The sequence below is a fragment of the Roseovarius sp. genome, from assembly GCF_040219995.1.
In the GTDB taxonomy this organism is placed as follows: Bacteria; Pseudomonadota; Alphaproteobacteria; order Rhodobacterales; family Rhodobacteraceae; genus Roseovarius.
This window is the reverse complement of sequence record NZ_JAVJUC010000034.1, coordinates 1-20,127: the sequence shown is the minus strand read 5'-3', so window position 1 is coordinate 20,127 and position 20,127 is coordinate 1. Positions and strand designations below refer to the sequence as shown.

Annotated in this window: 14 protein-coding genes, 1 tRNA gene and 1 rRNA gene; 7 read left to right on the top strand and 9 right to left on the bottom strand. The window is 65.4% G+C overall.

Going from position 1 to position 20,127, the window contains the following annotated elements:
• Position 1: 1 nt before the first annotated feature.
• The 4 genes from RID11_RS14385 to RID11_RS14370 are packed head-to-tail and all read right to left on the bottom strand — an operon-like array spanning position 2 to position 4,031.
• On the bottom strand, positions 2–982 hold the full coding sequence (locus RID11_RS14385) for an imelysin family protein (RefSeq protein ID WP_350140373.1): 981 nt from the start codon (positions 980–982) through the stop codon (positions 2–4).
• Position 983: 1 nt separating this feature from the next.
• Positions 984–2,537 (bottom strand): di-heme oxidoreductase family protein, encoded by a 1,554-nt coding sequence (locus tag RID11_RS14380; RefSeq protein ID WP_350140371.1) that lies wholly within the window; start codon positions 2,535–2,537, stop codon positions 984–986.
• A gap of 52 nt (positions 2,538–2,589) precedes the next feature.
• A complete protein-coding gene (locus tag RID11_RS14375) occupies positions 2,590–3,852 on the bottom strand; it encodes an imelysin family protein (RefSeq protein ID WP_350140369.1) in 1,263 nt (420 codons plus the stop codon).
• The gene (locus RID11_RS14370) at positions 3,849–4,031 is read right to left on the bottom strand and encodes a hypothetical protein (protein WP_350140367.1); all 183 of its coding nucleotides are present in this window, start codon (positions 4,029–4,031) and stop codon (positions 3,849–3,851) included. Before RID11_RS14370 ends, RID11_RS14375 begins: the two co-directional genes overlap by 4 nt.
• A gap of 581 nt (positions 4,032–4,612) precedes the next feature.
• Between RID11_RS14370 and RID11_RS14365 the strand changes: the two genes are divergently transcribed.
• Together RID11_RS14365 and RID11_RS14360 are read left to right on the top strand one after the other, a co-directional pair.
• Positions 4,613–5,704, top strand: a complete 1,092-nt coding sequence (locus RID11_RS14365) for an efflux RND transporter periplasmic adaptor subunit (RefSeq protein WP_350140365.1) — start codon at positions 4,613–4,615, stop codon at positions 5,702–5,704.
• Positions 5,705–5,706: 2 nt separating this feature from the next.
• Positions 5,707–8,778 carry an efflux RND transporter permease subunit gene (locus RID11_RS14360; RefSeq protein ID WP_350140363.1) on the top strand — a complete coding sequence of 1,024 codons (3,072 nt, stop codon included), beginning with the start codon at positions 5,707–5,709 and terminating at the stop codon, positions 8,776–8,778.
• Between the two features lie 140 nt (positions 8,779–8,918).
• Here the strand turns inward: RID11_RS14360 and RID11_RS14355 are convergent, their stop codons facing one another.
• Positions 8,919–9,527, bottom strand: coding sequence for an SOS response-associated peptidase (locus RID11_RS14355; RefSeq protein WP_350140361.1), 609 nt, complete (start codon positions 9,525–9,527; stop codon positions 8,919–8,921).
• A gap of 161 nt (positions 9,528–9,688) precedes the next feature.
• Here RID11_RS14355 and RID11_RS14350 point away from each other — a divergent pair, with 161 nt between their 5' ends.
• A complete protein-coding gene (locus RID11_RS14350) occupies positions 9,689–11,089 on the top strand; it encodes a hypothetical protein (protein WP_350140359.1) in 1,401 nt (466 codons plus the stop codon).
• A gap of 246 nt (positions 11,090–11,335) precedes the next feature.
• Here the strand turns inward: RID11_RS14350 and RID11_RS14345 are convergent.
• Positions 11,336–11,410: transfer RNA gene (locus RID11_RS14345), tRNA-Gln, on the bottom strand.
• Positions 11,411–11,494: 84 nt separating this feature from the next.
• Complete coding sequence (locus tag RID11_RS14340; protein WP_350140357.1) at positions 11,495–11,986, bottom strand: SH3 domain-containing protein; 492 nt, start codon at positions 11,984–11,986, stop codon at positions 11,495–11,497.
• Positions 11,987–12,098: 112 nt separating this feature from the next.
• Between RID11_RS14340 and RID11_RS14335 the strand changes: the two genes are divergently transcribed.
• The 3 genes from RID11_RS14335 to ggt are packed head-to-tail and all read left to right on the top strand — an operon-like array spanning position 12,099 to position 15,985.
• Positions 12,099–13,085, top strand: a complete 987-nt coding sequence (locus RID11_RS14335; protein WP_350140355.1) for a 2-hydroxyacid dehydrogenase — start codon at positions 12,099–12,101, stop codon at positions 13,083–13,085.
• 7 nt (positions 13,086–13,092) lie between these two features.
• Positions 13,093–14,205, top strand: coding sequence for a THUMP domain-containing class I SAM-dependent RNA methyltransferase (locus RID11_RS14330; RefSeq protein ID WP_350140353.1), 1,113 nt, complete (start codon positions 13,093–13,095; stop codon positions 14,203–14,205).
• Positions 14,206–14,218: 13 nt separating this feature from the next.
• Entirely contained in the window at positions 14,219–15,985 is a 1,767-nt protein-coding gene (ggt, locus tag RID11_RS14325) for a gamma-glutamyltransferase (RefSeq protein WP_350140351.1), read from the top strand.
• Positions 15,986–16,075: 90 nt separating this feature from the next.
• Here the strand turns inward: ggt and cueR are convergent, their stop codons facing one another.
• Together cueR and RID11_RS14315 are read right to left on the bottom strand one after the other, a co-directional pair.
• Positions 16,076–16,462, bottom strand: coding sequence for a Cu(I)-responsive transcriptional regulator (cueR, locus tag RID11_RS14320; protein WP_350140349.1), 387 nt, complete (start codon positions 16,460–16,462; stop codon positions 16,076–16,078).
• On the bottom strand, positions 16,459–18,918 hold the full coding sequence (locus tag RID11_RS14315; protein WP_350140347.1) for a heavy metal translocating P-type ATPase: 2,460 nt from the start codon (positions 18,916–18,918) through the stop codon (positions 16,459–16,461). Before RID11_RS14315 ends, cueR begins: the two co-directional genes overlap by 4 nt.
• Positions 18,919–19,553: 635 nt before the next feature.
• Between RID11_RS14315 and RID11_RS14310 the strand changes: the two genes are divergently transcribed.
• Positions 19,554–20,127: ribosomal RNA gene (locus tag RID11_RS14310) — 16S ribosomal RNA — on the top strand; the annotation flags it as partial.

Below are 20,127 nucleotides of genomic sequence, written 5' to 3'. Positions count from 1 at the left end.
CTCAATCCCCGTCCTGCGCGTTGAAGCCCGGCGCGATGCCGAGACGGGTGCCGATCTCTGCGGCGATGGCGTCATGCAGGTCGTTGACCGCCTGTTGCAGCACCTCGATCCGCGGCCGCGCCTGCGGATCGGTGATGTCCTGAAAGGCGGGGTTTTCTATGGTGTCGGCTGCCGCCTCGATCCGCGCCAGCGCGGCGTCGCTCTGGGGCAAGTCCCAATCGGCGAGCGCGGTGGCCAGACCATGCGCGGCCCCCGCCGCCAGCCGCACCTGTCGCAGGCTGCGGCCCGAGCGGCGGGCTTCGGCCAGCGCCGGGCGGGGGCGCTCAAACGTGCCCATCGGCAGGCCGAGCCGTTTGTTTGCGGTGAATTCCAGCGCGCTCAGCACCTGCGTGTAGAGCGCGCGCAGCGCCTCGTCCTCGCTCAGGAAGGTGGCGTTGCCGGGTGCGCCTGCCTCGCGCAGTAGGGGTGCGAAATGGTCATTCCACGCCGAGTAAAGCGCGCGCGCCTGTGCCTCCAGATCGGTGGCGATGGTGGTGACAAGGGCGCAGGTGTAGCTGCCCTCGTCATAGGTCATGAACGCCGGGTCATAGAGCAGCATCTCCAGCGCGAAGAGGCCGCGCGCCGCGATGGAGACCTCCGGGTAGTCTTCGGGCGCGTGGGCGATCGGGTCTTTCTCGGCGATCAACCGCGTGAGCGTGCGCTGCGTGAAGCCGCGCGGATCGGGCCAGAAGACGACCGAGAGCGCGCCGGTCTCCGACGGCCCCAGCCGCAGGTCGCCCACGGTCATCGAGGCGTCAAAGGCGGCGTGGAAATCTGGGCGCAGGTTGGCGGCGCGACAATCCTCATCCGCCGCATCGGAGAGCCTGTCCGCCCGCTCTGCGAACCGCTCGAACCCCGGGAGGATGTGGGTATCGAGCGCCTTGTCCACCCCGGCATGGGCGGGCAGGGCAAGACAGAGTGTGAGAGCAAGGGCAAGGCGCATGTCAGAGGCTTTCCAGAAAACGGATCAGGGCGGCGCGGTCTTCGGGCGGCATCGCGACCACGGTATCACGGGCCGCCTGCGCTTCGCCACCGTGCCAGAGCACCGCCTCCAGCAGCGACCGGGCGCGCCCGTCATGCAGGAAATAGCTATGGCCTGAGACCGTCTCGGTCAGCCCGATCCCCCAGAGTGGGGCGGTGCGCCATTCGCGTCCCGAGGCGCGCCCCTCGGGGCGGTTGTCGGCCAGCCCCTCGCCCATGTCGTGCAGCAGCAGGTCGGTATAGGGCCAGATAAGCTGGAACGAGGCGGGGTTGTCGCCCTCGAGCCGGTGGGTCACGAAGTTGGGCTGGTGGCAGGCGGCGCAGCCGGTGTCATGGAACACCTCGCGCCCGCGCAGCACTTGGGGGTCACCCACGTCGCGGCGGGCGGGCACGGCGAGGGTGCGGCTGTAGAAGGCGACAAGGTCGAGCGCGTCCTGGTCGATCTCGAACCCGCCCTGCTCGGGGTCGTTGCCGTGAATGGCGGCGCGGCAGTCGGTCTGCGCGTCGGTGCATTCGCCCGAACCCGCCGGGTGGATCGGGTTGGATATGCCGATATCGCCGGCAAAGGCGCTTGCCGTCTGCTCCAGCACCGTCGGATTGCCCGCCTTGAGCCCGAAGCGGCCCAGCATGGGTTGCTCATAGACGTCGGACCACAGGATCTGCGGCCGCCCCGAAATTCCGTCGCGGTTCGCGTCGTCGGGATCTGCCCATGCCAAGATGTCCTCGGTCGGGATCGCCTCCAGCAGCCCCATGCCGATCATCTGCGGCGCGATGCGGGGGCTGAGCATGGCGTCCGGATGCAGCGGGCCGTAGCCAAGATCGGCAGCGCGGTAGGTCGGCGCGCGCAGATGCGCCACCTCGCCGCCCGAGAGCGGCACCTCGATTTTCTCGTAGCTCACGTCGAGACGGTATTCGGGCGCATGGCCCGGCAGGCTGAAATCCTGCAATTGCGTGCCATAGGTGGGATCGGGTGCGGTGGGATGGGTGCCCTCGATATAGGTGGCGATCTCGGACGGCTCGGGCACCGGGATCGAGACGCGCAGGAACATCGACACGGCGCTGTCGTCGGGGCCTTCGGGCGGGTGGCCGCGCCCGTCCTTGAGGTGGCAGCGCTGACAGGAGCGCGCGTTGTAGAGCGGGCCGAGCCCGTCGGAGGCCAGCGTCGAGGCGGGGGCCGAGACCCAGACGCGCCGGAACATGCCGTTGCCGACGCGGAAATCCAGCTCTTGTTCGAAGGTGAGATTGGCGGCGGGCTGCGAGAACGCATCCGCAGTGGCGCGCGGGCGCACGGTCTGGGCACCGCCGGAGTTCTCCTCAAAGGGCCAAGCCTCCGAAAAATCGTCGGGCGGGGCGGTGACGGCGTCAACGCGCGCGCGCTCGGCCTCGGTGCGCGGGATGGCATCTAGGTGAATGTCGGAGAGGGCAGGCCAACGGTCCGCGTCCTGACCGGCATGGGTCTGCGGCCCGAGGGCCAGAAGTGCCGCGAGCGGCAGCGATGTGAAAATAGCGGTCTTCATGGCAATCCCGAAGCAGGGGGCGCGGCACGCAGGCCGCGCCTGTAAGGGCCGGTTACTGGAACACGGCCGACGGATCGTCGAGGCTGTCCGAGTCCTCGATCGTCACCCCGTCCAGATCGAGCGCCGCGATCACACGCTCGATGGAGCGGGTCTGCGCGATCAACGCATCGACCCCGCCCATGACCAGCGCCTCGCCCGCGTCGTTGCCGCGCTCGAGCATCATGTCATAGGCAAAGCCCGCCTCGGCGGCGGTCTTGATCCGGCCGAGCGCCGTCATCGTCGCGTCGAGCCGCGCGCGCATCTCGGCATCGAGCGCAGGATCCGTGCCCGCCACCAGATCGGCAAGCGAGGGGCCCGAGACCATGGTGCCGTCGATCCGCATGTAATCGCCGTGATAGACGTTGCGGATGCCCAGCCCGTCGTAATAGTGGCTGTTATGGGTGTTGTCGGCAAAGCAGTCATGCTCTTCCTCGGGGTCGTTGAGCATGAGGCCGAGCCGCATCCGCTCGCCCGCCTGCTCGCCATAGGAGAGGCTGCCCATGCCGGTCAGGATCGCGGTCAGGCCCGCGTTCTCGTCGGCGGTCACGTTGGCGCGGGCGTCGCCGCCCTCCTGCCATTGCGCGACCATCCATTCGAGATCCGAGACCAGCAGGTCGGTCGCGGCCTTGAGATACTCGGCCCGCCGGTCGCAATTGTCATGGGTGCAGGCGTCGCCGCCTGCGTAATCGGTCCAGGGCCGGTTGCCCGCGCCCGCGTCGTGGCCGTTCAGATCCTGCCCCCAGAGCAGGAACTCGATGGCGTGATAGCCGGTGGCGACATTGGCCTCGATCCCGTCGGCCTCGTGCAGCGTGTCCTCGAGCAGCGCGGGGGTGATCTCGCTCGCGTCGATCTCCTGCCCCGAGAGGGTGAAGCTGGGGTTGGCGATGACGTTGAGCGCGGCCAGCTGGTTGGCGTCGGTGGGTCCGCCATAGGCCCCGTCCACGTAGTCGATCAGCCCCTCGTCGAGCGGCCAGGCGTTTACCTTGCCTTCCCAGTCATCGACGATCGGGTTGCCGAAGCGATAGACCTCGGTCTGCTGATAGGGCACGCGGGCGCGCAGCCAGGCGGCGCGCGCCTCGGTCAGATGTTCGGCCGAGGGGTTTTCGATCAGCGTATCGACCGCGTCTTGCAGCGCGCGGGCGGTGATCAGGCTGTCCTCGTACTTGGCGGCGGCGATATCGGCGTAATGGTCGAGCACCTCGCCCGCGCCCTGCGCCGCAGCGGCGCCGGCAAGCGAGAGGCAGAGCGAGGTGGTGGTCAGGAAGAGGCGGGTCATGAGCGTGTCCTTCGGGTCATTTCATTTCTGGAATGGGCGCTCGGATGGCGCTCCTCGGTCTCGGTGAGACAGTCAAGCAGGGGCTCCATGCACTGGTCGGACCATTCCGCCCCATCGAGAGCCGCATTCAGGATCTCGTGGCGCAGATCAAGGGGCCGCTTCATGTCGGACACTGTCATGACTGTCGTGCCTTTCATTTGCTCCAAGCCGGAGTTATCCGAATTCCTAATGGAAAAAGTCGGGTATGACAATTCCCAAGTGAAAGCATAAGAGATTGTTTGTGTATATTGACTTGAAAGGGCTCAATAAGAACGTGTGCCGAAACTTTCGCTGGAATGAATGCGTAGTGCAGCGGACAGAAATCGCGACGTGTGGAAACCCGGCAGAGCTGACGATGGGTCTATCGCGCCCGATCCAATGTTGCGATGTGCCTATTGCCTGAAGAAACGTCGATCGCATTCAGAAACAGGCTCCACTAATCCACGTTTCCAACCTTCATGACTGGGTGTGCCGGATATGATATGCACCACCTATGTTGATCGGGTCGCTTTCTGACAGCCACTCTTCGCGCTCTGCATCGTCAAGGATCGCCAGAATGCGGTCACCGGTCGGTGTGATGGTTTCACTCGCGTCACATGCGAGGGCCTTGCGACCTGGATCTGTTCCAATAGCCAGGGGAGGCGTGACCTTGCCTTGTTGCGCGCTACTTTCTTACTGTCGAAACGTGGTTGGATGAGCACCGGTGAAGAAAACGAGCGTCTTGAAACAGGTTGTCATGTGCGCCGTCCTGATCGTGGGGGCAGGCTTGGCGTGGCAGTATCGCGCCGAGTTGAGCGCCGCGATTAGTGCGCGTGGGACGGACCCCGTGCAGCAAGCCGGGCGAGAAGCGCAAGATCCTGGTGTGCCCGTGATCGCCGCCGAGGTGCAGACCATGCGGGATGACCTGAGCTTTTCGGCCATCGGCACCGGCTTTGCGCTGCGGTCGGTCACGTTGCGGGCCCCTGCGAGTGGCGAGATCACCGATCTGGCGATCACGCCGGGCGGGCAGTTTTCGACGGGCGACGTGCTGATGCAGCTGCGCGACACGGACGAGCGGCTGGCACTGGCGCTGGCCGAGGCACGGCTGGAGCGCGCGACATCCGAGCGCAATCGCTACCGCGCGTTGCAGGATACCGGTGCCGCCGCCACCGCGCGCTTTGAGGAGGCCGAGACCGATTTCAAGGTGGCGCAGATTGCTGTCGAGCAGGCTCGCGCCGATCTGGAGGATCGCACATTGCGCGCGCCCTTTGACGGGGTGTCGGGGCTGGCAAGCGTCGAGGAGGGTGACCGGATCGTCGCCGATGACGCGATCTCCAGTTATGATGACCGTAGCCGCATTCTGGTGGAGTTCGATCTGCCCGAAGCGTTGCTGAGCCGGGTGCGGATCGGTCTGAAGGTCAGCGCGCAGACCCCGGCGGTGGAGGGGCGCCGCTTTGACGGCGAGGTGATGGCGATCGACAGTCGCGTCGAGACCGACACCCGCACCGCGCGGGTGCGCGCCGCAATCGACAACGCGGGCGATCTGCTGCGGCCCGGCGCGTCGTTCTCGATCCGGCTGGACCTGCCCGGCAAGAGCTATCCGGCGGTGCCGGAACTGGCGCTGCAATTTTCCCGCGGGGCGTTGCAGGTCTGGCGCGTCTCGGACGGCACGGCAGAGCCCGTTCGGGTGGAACTGGTGCGCCGCCGCGACGGTCAGGTGATCGTCGACGGGCCATTGACCGAGGGGGAGCGGATCATCGTCGAGGGCACGCAACGCCTGCGTCCCGGTATCGCGGTCAATGTGCTCAACGATCCCGACGCGGTCCGCTCATGAGCATGGGCGGGCGTGGCATTTCCGATCTGAGCGTGCGGCGGCCCTGGCTGGCGGCGGTGATGAGCCTTCTGATCGTGATCGCGGGCATTGGCGCGCTGTTTGGCATCGAGGTGCGGGAATTGCCCGATGTGGACCGGCCCATCGTCTCGGTGCGTGCCAATTATCCCGGTGCGTCGCCGACCACGGTCGATGCCGAAGTGGCCTCACTGGTCGAGGGCGCTGTGGCGCGGGTGGCCGGGGTCGAGGCGGTGCGCACCTCTTCGGAAGAGGGCAATTTCCGGATGCGGGTGGAGTTCAGCTCGGATCGCGATCTGGCCAATGCCGCCAATGACGTGCGTGAGGCGGTGAGCCGGGTCGAGACGCGGCTTCCCGACGGGGTCGAGGATCTGTTCGTGGTGAAATCCGAGGAGGATGCCGATCCGGTCGTCGATGTCGCGGTCTGGAGTGACGCACGGTCCATCGGGGAATTGACCCGGCTGGTCGAGGATGCCATCGCCACCGAGTTCACCGCCGTCGATGGCGTGGCCGAGGTGGTCTTGTTCGGGGATCGGCAGCGGGTCTTGCGGGTCGAGGTCAAGCCGGACCGGCTGGCGGCCTTTGGCCTTTCGATTGGCGAGGTTGCGGAGGTTTTGCGCGCGGCGCAGTTCGACGTGCCGGTGGGCAGTTTTTCCTCGGGACCGCTGGAGGTGCTGGTGCGCGCCGATGCCACGGTGGCCGAGCCTGCGCGCATCGAGGAGTTGCTGCTCAATGACCGGGTGCGGCTGGGGGATGTGGCCGAGGTCTATTTCGGACTTGCCACGCCCGACAGCGTTGCGCGGCTTGATGGGCGGCAGGTGGTCAGCCTCGGGATCGTGCGGCAGGCGCAGTCCAATACAGTGCGCATCTCCGACGAGGTGAGCAGCGCGATCGAGCGGCTGAAACAGCGGTTTCCCGATCTCGGCTTTGCCGTCACCAGCGATGATGCGGTGTTCATCAAGGGCGCGATTTCCGAGGTGCTCAAGACGCTTGGCGTGGCGCTGGTGATCGTGATTGCGGTGATCTGGGTGTTTTTCGGCCGCCTTGGGGCCACGCTCATCCCTGCCGTGACCATCCCGATTGCCTTGGTGGGATCGGTCGCGGGGATTTACCTGATGGGGTTCTCGATCAACCTGATCACGCTGCTGGCGCTGGTGCTGGCGACCGGGCTGGTGGTGGATGATGCCATCGTCGTGACCGAGAATATCCAGCGTCGGCGGCAGGAGGGGATGGGCCGCCGCGCCGCCGCCGTTCTGGGATCGGGGCAGGTGTTTTTCGCGGTGATCGCCACTACGGTGACGCTGATCGCGGTCTTTGTGCCGATTTCCTTCCTGCCGAGCGATGCCGGGCGGTTGTTCACCGAATTCGGTTTCGTGCTGGCGGTGACGGTGGCGATCTCGTCCTTTGTCGCGCTGACCATGTGCCCGATGCTGGCCTCGCTGTCGGAGGGGTTGGGGCGCGGTGGCGGCGTCTTTGGCGGGTTGGGAACTCGGCTGGCAGCGCTTTACGGCGCGCTCATCCGCCCGATGATCCGCGCGCCGCTGGTGACGCTGATGGGGGCGACGCTCATCGCAGGCGGCGCTGTGCTGGTCTATGAGCGTCTGGGCGAGGAACTGGTGCCGCCCGAGGATCGTGGCATGGTTTCGGTCTGGGTGCAGGGGCCGGACGGCACCGGGCTTGATTATACCGACCGGCAGGTGGTGAAGGTCGAGGACATGCTGCGGCCCTATGTCGAGCAGGGCGTCGCGCAGAGCCTCTATTCGATCACCGGGCGCTATGACCTCAACCGCGGCAGCATCGGCGTTCGGCTGGTGCCGTGGCAGGAGCGGGATGTGTCGCAGGCGGATATCGAGGCGGAGATCAGCGATGAGCTTGACGCCCTGCCCGGCGCGCGCCCGCGCATCCGAAGCGGCAACAGCCTCGGGCTGCGCGGCGGATCGGGCGGCGGCCTGAGCATCGCGCTCACAGGGCCGAACTATCCGCAGATCGCCGAGGCCGCCGACGCTTTCGCGCGGGATATGGAAGAGCTGACAGGCGTCTCGGGCATCCGCGTGCAATATCAGGCAACGCAGCCGCAGCTGAGCATCGGGGTCGACCGGCAGCGCGCCTCGGACCTGCGGGTGCCGATGGCGACGCTGTCGGGCACGTTGCGCGCGCTGATCGATGAGGACGAGGTGGCGGAACTGACCATCGACGACGAGGCGGTGCCGATCTTTCTGCAATCGTCACAGGGGGCGGTGCGCGATCCGGTCGATCTGATGAACCTCAACATCCGCTCGGATGCGGGGGATCTGGTGCCTTTGAGCCAGATTGTGACACTGAACGAGCGCGGTGTCGCGGCGGAGTTGGACCGGCATGAGCAGCGTCGCGCCATCGAGATCGACGCCTCGGTGTCGCCCGATGTGACGCTGCGCGAGGTGATCGACGAGGTGCGCGCGATGGGACAGGAGCGGTTGCCTGCTGGCATTGGCCTCATCTTTCTTGGCGAGGCAGCGTCCCTGGACGAAACCTCCTCGGCGCTGACCGCGACCTATGTGATCGCCCTTTTGGTGGTGTTCCTCGTGCTGCTAGCGCAGTTCGAGAGCCTGACCAGCGCGCTGGTGGTGATGACGACGGTGCCGTTCGGCGTCTGTGCCGCGATTTACGCGCTGCTGCTGACGGGCACGACGATCAATATCTACAGCCAGATCGGCGTGCTGATGCTGATCGGGGTGATGGCCAAGAACGGCATCCTGTTGGTCGAGTTCGCCAATCAGCTGCGCGACGACGGGCGCGAGGTGATGGATGCGGCCTATGAGGCGGCGCTCGCGCGGCTGCGACCGATCGCGATGACGCTTATTTGCACGGTGATGGCCGGTCTGCCGCTCATTCTCGGGACCGGGCCGGGGGCTGAGGCGCGGGCCTCGATCGGTTGGGTGATCGTGGGCGGGCTGGGCATGGCCGCGATATTCACGTTGTTCCTGACGCCTGCCGCCTATGCTCTGCTGAGCGGGCTGACGCGCGCGCGGGCCTCGTCTTCCGTGGCGCTGGACCGGGAGTTGCGTGACACCGGTGCCTGACCGGCGGCCGGCCGTCATTTTTTGCAACGCGTGCTGTTTCGCGCGGTAAGGCTGGAAGGGTCTTGGACATGGGCGTCAAGATCCATCTCGAACACGACGGAGGCATGATGTATGTCTGTGGCGTAGCTGGTTAGGTTCATCTATGGCTCGATCAGTGCAGCCCCCTCATCCGCGATACCGAACCGCGCGACCGGGTGATGCCTGACGCGGTAGGCGGCACCAAGGTCGGTCCGGTCACTCCCGGTCAGCCAGTCGTCACGCCCCGCGCTGTCGAGGATCACCGGCATGCGGTCATGGACCGGCGCGACGGTGTCATTCGCTGCACGCGTCAGGATCACGCAGGTGCGCAGGTCGTTCCAGACCGACAGCAGCCCCGCGAACCACAGCGTCTCCTCGTTGCCGGCGCTGGCGAAGAAATGCGGCTGCTTGGGGCTCTTGCTGCCGGTCCACTCGTAGTAGCCGCCCGCCGGGATCAGGCAGCGGCCATAGCGCCATGCGCCGCGAAAGCTGGGCTTGGACGCGGCCTCCTCGATCCGCGCGTTGATCGTGCTGGCGCGCCAGTCTTTCAGATCACCCCTGTGCCAGCTTGGGATCAGGCCCCACCGGGCGCAGGTCAGCTCTTTGTCCAGGAGGACGTAGACCTCCTGCGTCGGCTTGATGTTGAACCGTCGCTTGAAGGGCGTGATCTTGATTTCGGCGAACTCGAACTCGGTGCCGCGCAGGTTGGGGTCTATGAAACGTCCACACATAGGCGGACGATGACTGGACGTGTGCCGATTCTACAAGCCGTTAGGCATATGTCAGCGATCCGCCGGTCCGCCAAGGCATGGCTCCCGACTCCATGCGTCGGTGCACTTGCCGCCCGGCGCTTCAGCAGGCACAAGAGCGTGAAATCGGCGGGATCTTGGAATTGGTCAGGCAAACACGCAATCGGGTCGATCTCCTTACCGGCATCCTGCTGGTCGCGATCACCTGTCTGGTCATCTTTCACGAATGGCATATCGCAGCATGGATGGCTCCGGCGAAACCTGTGCTTGTGCTGCTGCTCGTTGCCACTCTCGCAGCCCAAGTTCGGCTGTCACGAAAGGCCTTTGTCGCGGTGGCGTTCGGCCTGACCGTGGCGCTCGCATTCAGCGCGCCGGGATGGCGGGAGGTGGCGCTCGACGGGCTGCGCTCTGCGGCATTCATCGTGGCTTTCTTTTCGGCGCTCTCAACCCTGCGCAATGTCGCACAGACCTCGGCCGCGGTTCAGGCAGCGGGGCGGTTTTTATCGGGCCAACGGCCCGGTCGGCGCTATGCGGCGCTGACGGTAGGCGGTCAGGGCTTTGCGTTGCTGCTCAATTACGGGGCGATCCAGCTCTTGGGCGCTTTGGCGCTGGCCAATGCCGAGACCGAGCCCGATGCCGAGGTGCGCGGACACCGTATTCGGCGGATGCTTCTGGCGATTCAACGCGCTTTCGTATCGACCCTGCCCTGGTCGCCGCTGTCCTTCGCCATGGCGATCTCGGTCAGTGTGGTGCCTGGGACAAGTTGGGCCCAGGCGATGGTGCCGGGGCTGGTCTCTTCGGCGCTGCTGGCCGGGATCGGCTGGGGACTCGACACCGCCTTCAAGCCAAAACTGAGCGTGACCCCGCGGCGCCAAGAGCCCGAGGGGTCCTGGGCACTCATGCTGCCGCTCTTGGCGTTGCTCGGGGTGCTGGTGATCAGTGTGATCGGCCTGTCGGCGATCACCGATGTGCGGATCGTCGGGCTGGTGGTGGTCATCGTGCCGGTGATAGCCCTCGTATGGATGCTGATCCAGCATTGGGCGCGGGCGCCGGTGCGGTCGGTGGTGCGCCGGGCCGGTGATTATGTGACCAAGGAACTGCCGGGCTATCGCGAAGAGCTCACGCTGCTGATGATGGCGGGATATATCGGCACTGTCGGTTCGGCCCTGCTCGGGCCGCTGATGCAGCGCGCCGGGCTCGATCTGTCGGTGCTGCCGCCCTGGCTTCTCCTTGTGAGCTTTGTCTGGCTCATTCCGCTCGCTGGACAACTCGGCATGAACCCGATCCTGGCCGTAACGCTGCTTGCGCCGCTTATCCCCGGTGCTGCAAGCCTTGGGGTGACGCCCACCGCGATTGTCGTGGCGCTGGCCGCCGGCTGGGCCTTGAGCGGGGCCAGTTCGCCTTTCACGGCGACGACACTGCTGATCGGCTCCTTTGGCGGCATCAGCGCGCTGCGCGTCGGTTGGATCTGGAACGGCGTCTATACCCTGCTGTGCGGGGTCATGCTGTCGCTCTGGTTGGTGGTTTACGCGTTTGTCTTGTGATGGTCAGGTGACGGCGACGCTGATTATGCGTCATATCGCGCGGCAGATCATGGTGTCTATTTGCGGGTCGAGCCCGAGCCAACAACTAAAGCGCCTTCTCGCGGTCGCTGCGCGTTATCTGCTCATATCGACTCGTCGGCCGAGCAAAAGCGCAAAATGAGATGGTTGTGTGACCTCATAAACTGATCCGGAAGGAGAAATCAATTCGCTCCCAAGTAGTTGAAAGTTATGTATTCAGGGAGGTTTTGGCTGGGGTGGTAGGATTCGAACCTACGGTACACGGTACCAAAAACCGCTGCCTTACCACTTGGCTACACCCCAACGTGCCGCGCTAATTACTCTGGACCTTCGTGCGGTTCAAGAGCGGAAAGTAAAAAATATGGCGGCCCCGCAGGAGGGATTGACTCAATCCAGCGTTTCATCCGGCTCGACGCCCCAGAGCGCTGATTTGGGGGCCCAGCCGTCATAGCCATCGGCGGAGATTTCGCACCAGTCCGGGCCGCATTCGGAGAGGCGGGCGATGACCCCCTGTTCCAGCCGGGCCACCACCAGTGCGCCGGGTTCGGGGCGGACCATCACGTCGAGCATCTCGGCCTCGATGATGGCGGTGCGCACGCCGGACAATAGCGTGTAATGCACCCATCCGCCTGCGCCGTCGCGATCCTGTACGCGCCGCCAGTGGCCGTATTCGGCGGTGATCATCAGCGGCATGTCGCGACGCTTGAACACCCAGTCGATCCGGTGCGTCAGGCTGGGGCCGCGCCGCACATTGGCCTCGGAGGCCTTCAGCGAAACATAGCGTGGAAGCGGCAGGTTGGTCACCGGGCCGCGATCCGAAGCGTCGGCAAAAAACGGCCAGAACACCAGCGCAAGCGCCGCCAAGCCACGTGATTTCATCACTGCCATTCGATTTCTGCCCGTTAAACTGCAAGCGGGTTCTTGTGCCTCGCTCTTTCCTGAGCCACTCTGGCAGCAACGCGCAAGAAATGAAAGCTTGAGGAGGCGTTTCATGCCATCTGCCCGCCTGAGTGTTGTCGTGACGCGACGCCTGCCCGAGCCGGTCGAAACGCGGATGCGCGAATTGTTCGATGTGGCGCTGCGTGAGGATGACGCGCCAATGAGCCGCGAAGAGCTTGCCCGCGCCATGCGCGAGGCCGATGTGATCGTGCCGACGCTCTCGGACCGGATCGATGCGGGGCTGATCGCGCAGGCGAGCGACCGGCTGAAGCTGATCGCCAATTACGGCGCGGGGGTGGATCATATCGATGTCAATACCGCGCGGCAGCACGGTATTCTTGTGTCGAACACGCCCGGTGTGCTGACCGATGACACCGCCGACATGACCATGGCGCTGATCCTGAGCGTCACCCGCCGCCTGCCCGAGGGGTTGGCGCGGATGCAATCGGGGGACTGGCAGGGCTGGTCGCCCACGGCGCTTCTGGGCGGGCGGGTCGCAGGGCGGCGTCTGGGAATTCTCGGCATGGGTCGGATCGGCCAGGCGGTGGCGCTGCGCGCGGCGGCCTTTGGCATGCAGGTGCATTACCATAACCGGCGCCGCTTGCGCCCCGAGATCGAGCAGGAACTGGAGGCCACCTACTGGGAGAGCCTCGATCAGATGGTGGCGCGGATGGATGTGCTGAGCATCAATTGTCCGCATACGCCGTCGACCTTTCACCTGATGAACGCGCGGCGGCTGAAACTGATGAAGCCCGATGCGGTGATCGTGAACACGAGCCGGGGCGAGGTGATCGACGAGAACGCGCTCACGCGGATGCTGCGCGCCGGAGAAATCTCTGGGGCGGGCCTCGATGTCTATGAGCACGGGGCCGAGATCAACCCGCGCCTGCGGGAGCTCAAGAACGTGGTGCTTCTGCCGCATATGGGGTCGGCCACCGTCGAGGGCCGCATCGAGATGGGCGAGAAGGTGATCATCAATATCAAGACCTTTGACGACGGCCACCGCCCGCCCGATCAGGTCGTGCCGGCGATGCTGTGATTCTGCATTGAGCCACGCGGACCCCTTCGAGATCTTCCTCGCCGCCCCGCCGGGGCATGAAACCGCCCTTGCCGAAGAGGCGCGCGAGGCCGGGTTTGGCCCCGTTACCGTTCTGCCCGGCGGGGTCAGTTTCATGGGCACATGGCCCGATGTCTGGCGCGCCAATCTGGAGTTGCGCGGGGCCGGGCGGGTGCTGGCGCGGATCGGGTCGTTTCGGGCGTTTCACCTTGCCCAACTCGACAAGCGGGCGCGCAAGTTCGACTGGGCCGCGCATCTGCGCGCCGATGTGCCGTTGCGGGTCGAGGTGACCTGCCGCAAGTCCAAGATCTACCACGCCGGGGCGGCGACGCAGCGGATCACCGGCGCTCTCACCGACGTGCTCGGGGTGGAGGTGCGCGACGATGCGGCATTGCGGCTGATGGCCCGGATCGAGGATGACCTGGTGACGTTCAGCGTTGATACCTCCGGCGAGCCCCTGCATCGGCGCGGTTATAAGGAGGCCGTGGGCAAGGCCCCGATGCGTGAGACGCTGGCCGCACTTTTTCTGCGGCAATGCGGCTATGACGGGTCCGAGCCGGTGCTTGATCCGATGTGCGGTTCGGGCACCTTTCCGATCGAGGCGGCGGAAATCGCGACAGGGCTGCGGCCCGGCCGCGCGCGGCGCTTTGCCTTCGAGGACTTGGCGGGGTTCGACGCGCAGGCCTGGGCGGCGATGCAACGCGGTTCTGCGCCGCGCGAGACGCCGCTGCGGTTTTACGGATTTGACCGCGATGCAGGGGCCGTGCGCATGGCGACCCAGAATGCCGCCCGCGCCGGGGTGGGGGAGATCACGCAATTTGCCTGTCAGCCGATTTCGGCGCTCACCCGGCCCGAAGGCCCGCCGGGGCTGGTGATGATCAACCCGCCTTACGGCGCGCGGATCGGCAATCGCAAGCTGCTCTTCGGCCTCTATGCCAGCCTTGGAGAAGTTCTGAGGCGCGAGATGACGGGTTGGCGCGTGGGTCTTGTGACCAGCGATGGGGGCCTCGCGAAAACCACCGGCTTGCCGTTCTTGCCAGCCGGGCCGCCGGTGGCGCATGGTGGGCTCAAGGTGACGCTCTGGCGCACCGATCCGCTGTAGGAGGGTTTGGCACATGCGCGCGCTGCTTCTGGCCTTGGGGATTGGTCTATGCACTCCGGTTCACGCGCAGCAAGCGGCGGATACCGTCGCGCCGGAAGGGGCCGGGGCAGGGGCCTTGCAGGTGCCCGGTCTGCTGGCGGGCGCGCAGGCGTCCAAGGATGCAGGGCGACCGGTCGAGGCGGAAAACTGGATGATCGCGGCGGCACATCCGCTGGCGGTCGAGGCGGGCGCGAAGGTGCTGCGCGCGGGCGGCACGGCGGCCGATGCGATGGTGGCGGTGCAGGCGGTGCTGGGGCTGGTGGAGCCGCAAAGCTCGGGACTGGGGGGCGGTGCGTTTCTGGTCTGGCATGACGGGGCGAGCGGCGAGATCACCACGCTTGACGGGCGCGAGACCGCGCCGCTGGAGGCCACGCCGACCCTTTTTCAGGACGCGGCGGGGCAGCCGCTGGAGTTTTTCGACGCGGTCGTGGGCGGGCGTTCAGTGGGCACGCCGGGCACGCCCGCGCTATTGAAAGCGACGCATGAAAGGTGGGGGCGGGCCGCTTGGCCAGTGCTTTTTGCTGATGCGATCCGGCTGGCCGAGGACGGATTTCCGGTCAGCCCGCGCCTGGCCTCGCTGGTGGCGGGCGATGCAGAGCGGCTTGCACGGTTCCCGGCAACGCGCGCCTATTTCCTGCCGGGTGGAGAGCCGCTTGCCGTGGGGGACCGGTTGCGCAACCCGGCCTATGCCGAGACTTTGCGCACCCTCGCAGAGCACGGCCCGCGCGCCTTTTATACCGGTGAGATCGCGGCGGATATCGTCGCCACGGTGCAGGGTGCGCCGGGCAATCCGGGCGTGCTGAGCGAAACCGATCTGGCAGTTTACAGGGTAAAGGAGCGGCCCGCGCTCTGCGCGCCCTACCGGCTGTTCGAGGTTTGCGGCATGGGCCCGCCCTCGTCAGGCGCGTCGACGGTGGGGCAGACCCTCGGGCTGCTCTCGCCGTTCGATCTGGCGGGGCTGGGGCCTGACGATCCGGAGGCGTGGCGGCTGATTGGCGATGCCAGCCGTCTGGCCTTTGCCGACCGGGGGCGCTATCTGGCCGACAGCGATTTCGTGCCGGTGCCGCTCAAGGGGCTGCTGGCCCCGGATTACCTGAAATCGCGCTCGGAGTTGTTGCGGGGGGACGATGCCCTGCCGCAGGTCACGCCGGGCAGGCCGGAGTTCGATCACGCGCTGAACCGGGGTGACGACCAATCCATCGAGCTGCCGTCGACCTCGCATATCTCGATTGTGGATGGCTATGGCAATGCGCTCAGCATGACCACGACCATCGAGAACGGGTTCGGCTCGCGGCTCATGGTGCGGGGGTTTCTGCTCAACAACGAGCTGACGGATTTCTCTTTTGCCAGCCATGACGAGGGGCGTCCGATTGCGAACCGGGTGGAGCCGGGCAAGCGCCCGCGCTCCTCCATGGCGCCCACGATCCTGCGCCGCGATGGCGCGCCGGTGCTGGTTCTGGGCAGTCCGGGGGGAAGCATGATCATCGGCTACGTGGCCAAGACCATCATCGCCTGGGCCGATTGGGGGATGGATGTGCAGGAGGCTGTGGCCCTGCCGCATCTGGTCAATCGCTTCGGGCCCTATGATCTGGAAGAGCCGCGTCTTGCCGCGCCGCTGCGGGACATGGGCTACGAGGTGACGGTGCGCGATCTGACCTCGGGGCTGCACATGATCGAGATTGGCGAGACCCTGCAAGGCGGGGCCGATCCCCGCCGTGAGGGGCTTGCCTACGGCGAGTGAGGGGATTTGAGTATTTTCACCAAGAAGAAACCCATCATGTTTCTTCTGGCTTTAAATATCCCGGGGGTCTGGGGACAGCGCCTCCGGGTCTCAGCCCCTGGCCAGATCGCTCAGGATCGGGCAATCGGGCCGGTTGTCGCCTGCACATTCCCTGACCAGATGCTTCAGAGTGGCCTGCATGGATTGCAGCTGCGCGATCTTGTCCTCGATCTTGTCCAGATGGTCCTGCGCCACCTGCTTGACGTCGGCGCTCGCGCGGTCCTGATCCTCGTAGAGTGCCAGAAGCGTGCGGCAATCCTCTATGGAAAAGCCGAGCGTGCGGGCGCGGCCGAGAAAGGCCAGCTTGTGGACATCGCTGTCACGGAATACGCGATAGCCGTTCTCGCTGCGCAGCGGGCGGATCAGGCCGATTTCTTCGTAATAGCGGATCGTCTTGGGCGGCAGGCCGGTGTCGCGGGCCACGTCCGAGATATTCATGTGCTTGCCTCCATCGCAGGGCGCACTCCGCGCAGGCGCAGCGCGTTCGACAGGACAAAGACCGAGGAGAGCGCCATCGCCCCCGCCGCCAGCATCGGCGAGAGCATGAGCCCGGTCACCGGGTAGAGCAGCCCCGCCGCCACCGGGATGAGCGCCGTGTTGTAGGCAAAGGCCCAAAAGAGGTTTTGCCGGATGTTGCGCAGGGTGCGATGCGACAGGTCGAGCGCGTTGACCACCCCGGCCGGATCGCCGGACATCAGCACCACATCCGCCGATTCGATGGCGACATCTGTGCCGGTGCCCACGGCGATGCCGATATCGGCCTGTGCAAGGGCCGGTGCGTCATTGATCCCGTCGCCGACGAAGGCGGTGGCGCCAAAGCGGTCCTGCAGGCGGCGCACCGCATCGACCTTGCCCTCGGGCAGCACCTCGGCCTCGACATGGTCGATGCCAAGCTCATCGGCGATGGCCTGCGCCGTCGCACTGCTGTCGCCGGTGATCATCGCTGTCCTGAGGCCGCGCCAATGCAGGGCCTCGATCACCGCCAGGCTGGAGGATTTGGCCGCATCGGCGATGCCCAGAACGGCAGCGTGCTGCCCGTCGATGGCGACGTGAATCGCGGTTTGGCCTTTATCGGCCAGATCCTGCGCTGCCATCTCAAGCGCGCCGATTTCGATCCCTTCGCGGGTCATCAGGCGGGCCGCGCCGATCAGCAGGCTATGGCCGTCGACCGCGGCCTCGATCCCGTGACCGGCGATGGCCTTGAAGCTCTGCACCTTGGGCAGGTCCAGCTCCTGCTGCGTGGCGGCATCTTCCATCGCGCGCGCGATCGGGTGCTCGGATTTGCCCTGCGCCGCCGCCGCAAGGCGCAGCACCGCCGCCTCGTCCCAGCTATCGCTCACCGTGATCTGCGTGACGGCGGGCTTGCCTTGGGTGAGCGTGCCGGTCTTGTCGAAGGCCACGACGCGCGCCTCGTCGAGCCGTTGCAGCGCCTCGCCCTTGCGAAAGAGCACGCCGGTTTCGGCGGCGCGCCCGGTGCCCACCATGATCGAGGTGGGGGTGGCGAGCCCCATGGCGCAGGGGCAGGCGATGATCAGCACCGAAACCCCGGCGACCAGCGCATGGGTGAGCGCCGGGGCGGGGCCGACCATCAGCCAGACCGCCACCGTCACCAGTGCCACCGCGATGACGATAGGCACGAAGACGCGCACCACCCGGTCGGCCAGCGCCTGCACCGGCAGTTTCGCGCCCTGCGCCTCTTCTACCATCGCGACGATCCGCGCCAGCACCGTGTCGCGCCCCACGGCGGTGGCGCGAAAGCTGAGCGCGCCATCGCTGTTGATCGTGCCGCCCACGACCGTGTCGCCGGGCTGCTTGGCCACCGGGGCGGGCTCTCCGGTGATCATCGATTCGTCGATATAGGAGCTGCCCTCGGTCACCTCGCCGTCGATGGCCACCTGTTCTCCGGGGCGCAGGTGGAGCAGATCGCCGACTGCGACCTCCTCGATGGCAAGATCACGGACCTCGCCGTTGCGTTCGACCCGCGCGGTCTTGGGCTGCAACCCGATCAGGCGCTGAATCGCGGCCCCGGTGCGCCCCTTGGCCCGCGCCTCGAGCCAGCGGCCCGTCAGGATCAGCGTGACGATCACCGCCGCTGCCTCGAAATAGACCGCGCGCGTGCCCTCGGGCAGCAGCGCGGGGGCAAAGAGCGCGACGGTGGAATAGGCCCAGGCGGCGCTTGCGCCGAGCGCCACGAGGCTGTTCATGTCCGGCGCGCCCTTGAGCAATGCAGGCACGCCCAACCGATAGAATTGCCGCCCCGGCCAGATGAGCACAGCCGTGGTCAGCACGAATTGCACCAGCCAGGAGGTGCCCATGCCAATGGTCCCGGCGATCAGCCCATGAACACCCGGGATGACATGGCTACCCATTTCCAGCACGAAGACCGGCAGGGTCAGCAGCCCCGCGATCCAGACCTGCCTGCGGGCTTGGTCGATCTCTTCGGCGCGCCGGGCGGCCCGATCCTCGCCCTCCTCGTCCTGCACCCGTGCGGGATAGCCCGCCTCGGTCAGCCTGCGCGCCAGATCTGCGGCATCGGTGCCGCCGGGCAGGAAGCGGACCTGTGCGGTTTCATTGGCCAGATTGGTGCGAGCCTCGAGCACGGCAGGAAGGGCTTTGAGAGCGGCCTCGACCTTATTGATACAGGAGGCACAACTCATGCCCGAGACGCTCAGGGTCACGCTTTCCTCGCGCGCCGGGTAATTGGCGGCCTCTAGGGCCTCGGCCACGTCGCTGGCCTGCGCGCCCTGCACCACCATGCTTGCCCGACCATTGGCGAAATTGACCGAAACATCGTGGAGACCGGGCAGCGCGCCGAGCGCGCGTTCGGCCCGCCCGGCACAGGCCGCACAGTTCATTCCCTGAACCTCGATTCTCAATGTGGTATCGCCGGACATGACTTCTCCTTGCGTATTTCCCTATCAGATAGTCCTTCCAGTCACTGGAGGGTCAAGGGGTGCCCGCGGTCGCCTGCGCGAAAACCGGGCTTCTCGAGGAAAAATCCGGCGAGATGAAGAAAATTGCAGTTTTGTGAAAAAAACCTCTTGCGACTCTTTGGGGGTAACCGTAAAAGCCCCTTCACCGGCGGCGCTGAGGTGTTGCTGGGACGCGGAACGGACTGGGGCGGATGTCTTGGGAAGGGACGCGGTAGAAATATCTGAGGTATGATTGGCGGGTTGCGCTAGGTAGTTTGGCGCTTCCGGTTGGTTTTGCTTCGACGCTCTTTGAAAAATTGGTATCTGAAGAGATATGTGGGCGGTTTGGTTCAGTCGATGGATCAACGTCTGTATATCAACGCTACTAGGGTTTCGGCCCGATGATGTAGTGTCAGCTTCACTGTCTTGTATGGACTTCGTTTCTTTGGAGACGATGTACATCAGACAGATGACTTTCAATGCGGTCGTTTCCTTAGCCGGGTCGACCATATTGCGGAGCGCTTGTGGGTGGATTTATTCGCACTCAAGTAGCGAAGCGGTAGTGCATTGAAGATGTGCAGAGGTTCGACGTCAAGGATAACCGGGTAACCGGTTTTCAACTTGAGAGTTTGATCCTGGCTCAGAACGAACGCTGGCGGCAGGCCTAACACATGCAAGTCGAGCGAGACCTTCGGGTCTAGCGGCGGACGGGTGAGTAACGCGTGGGAACGTACCCTCTTCTGCGGAATAGCCACTGGAAACGGTGAGTAATACCGCATACGCCCTTCGGGGGAAAGATTTATCGGAGGAGGATCGGCCCGCGTTGGATTAGGTAGTTGGTGGGGTAATGGCCTACCAAGCCTACGATCCATAGCTGGTTTTAGAGGATGATCAGCCACACTGGGACTGAGACACGGCCCAGACTCCTACGGGAGGCAGCAGTGGGGAATCTTAGACAATGGGCGCAAGCCTGATCTAGCCATGCCGCGTGAGTGACGAAGGCCTTAGGGTCGTAAAGCTCTTTCGCCTGTGATGATAATGACAGTAGCAGGTAAAGAAACCCCGGCTAACTCCGTGCCAGCAGCCGCGGTAATACGGAGGGGGTTAGCGTTGTTCGGAATTACTGGGCGTAAAGCGCACGTAGGCGGATCAGAAAGTTGGGGGTGAAATCCCGGGGCTCAACCCCGGAAC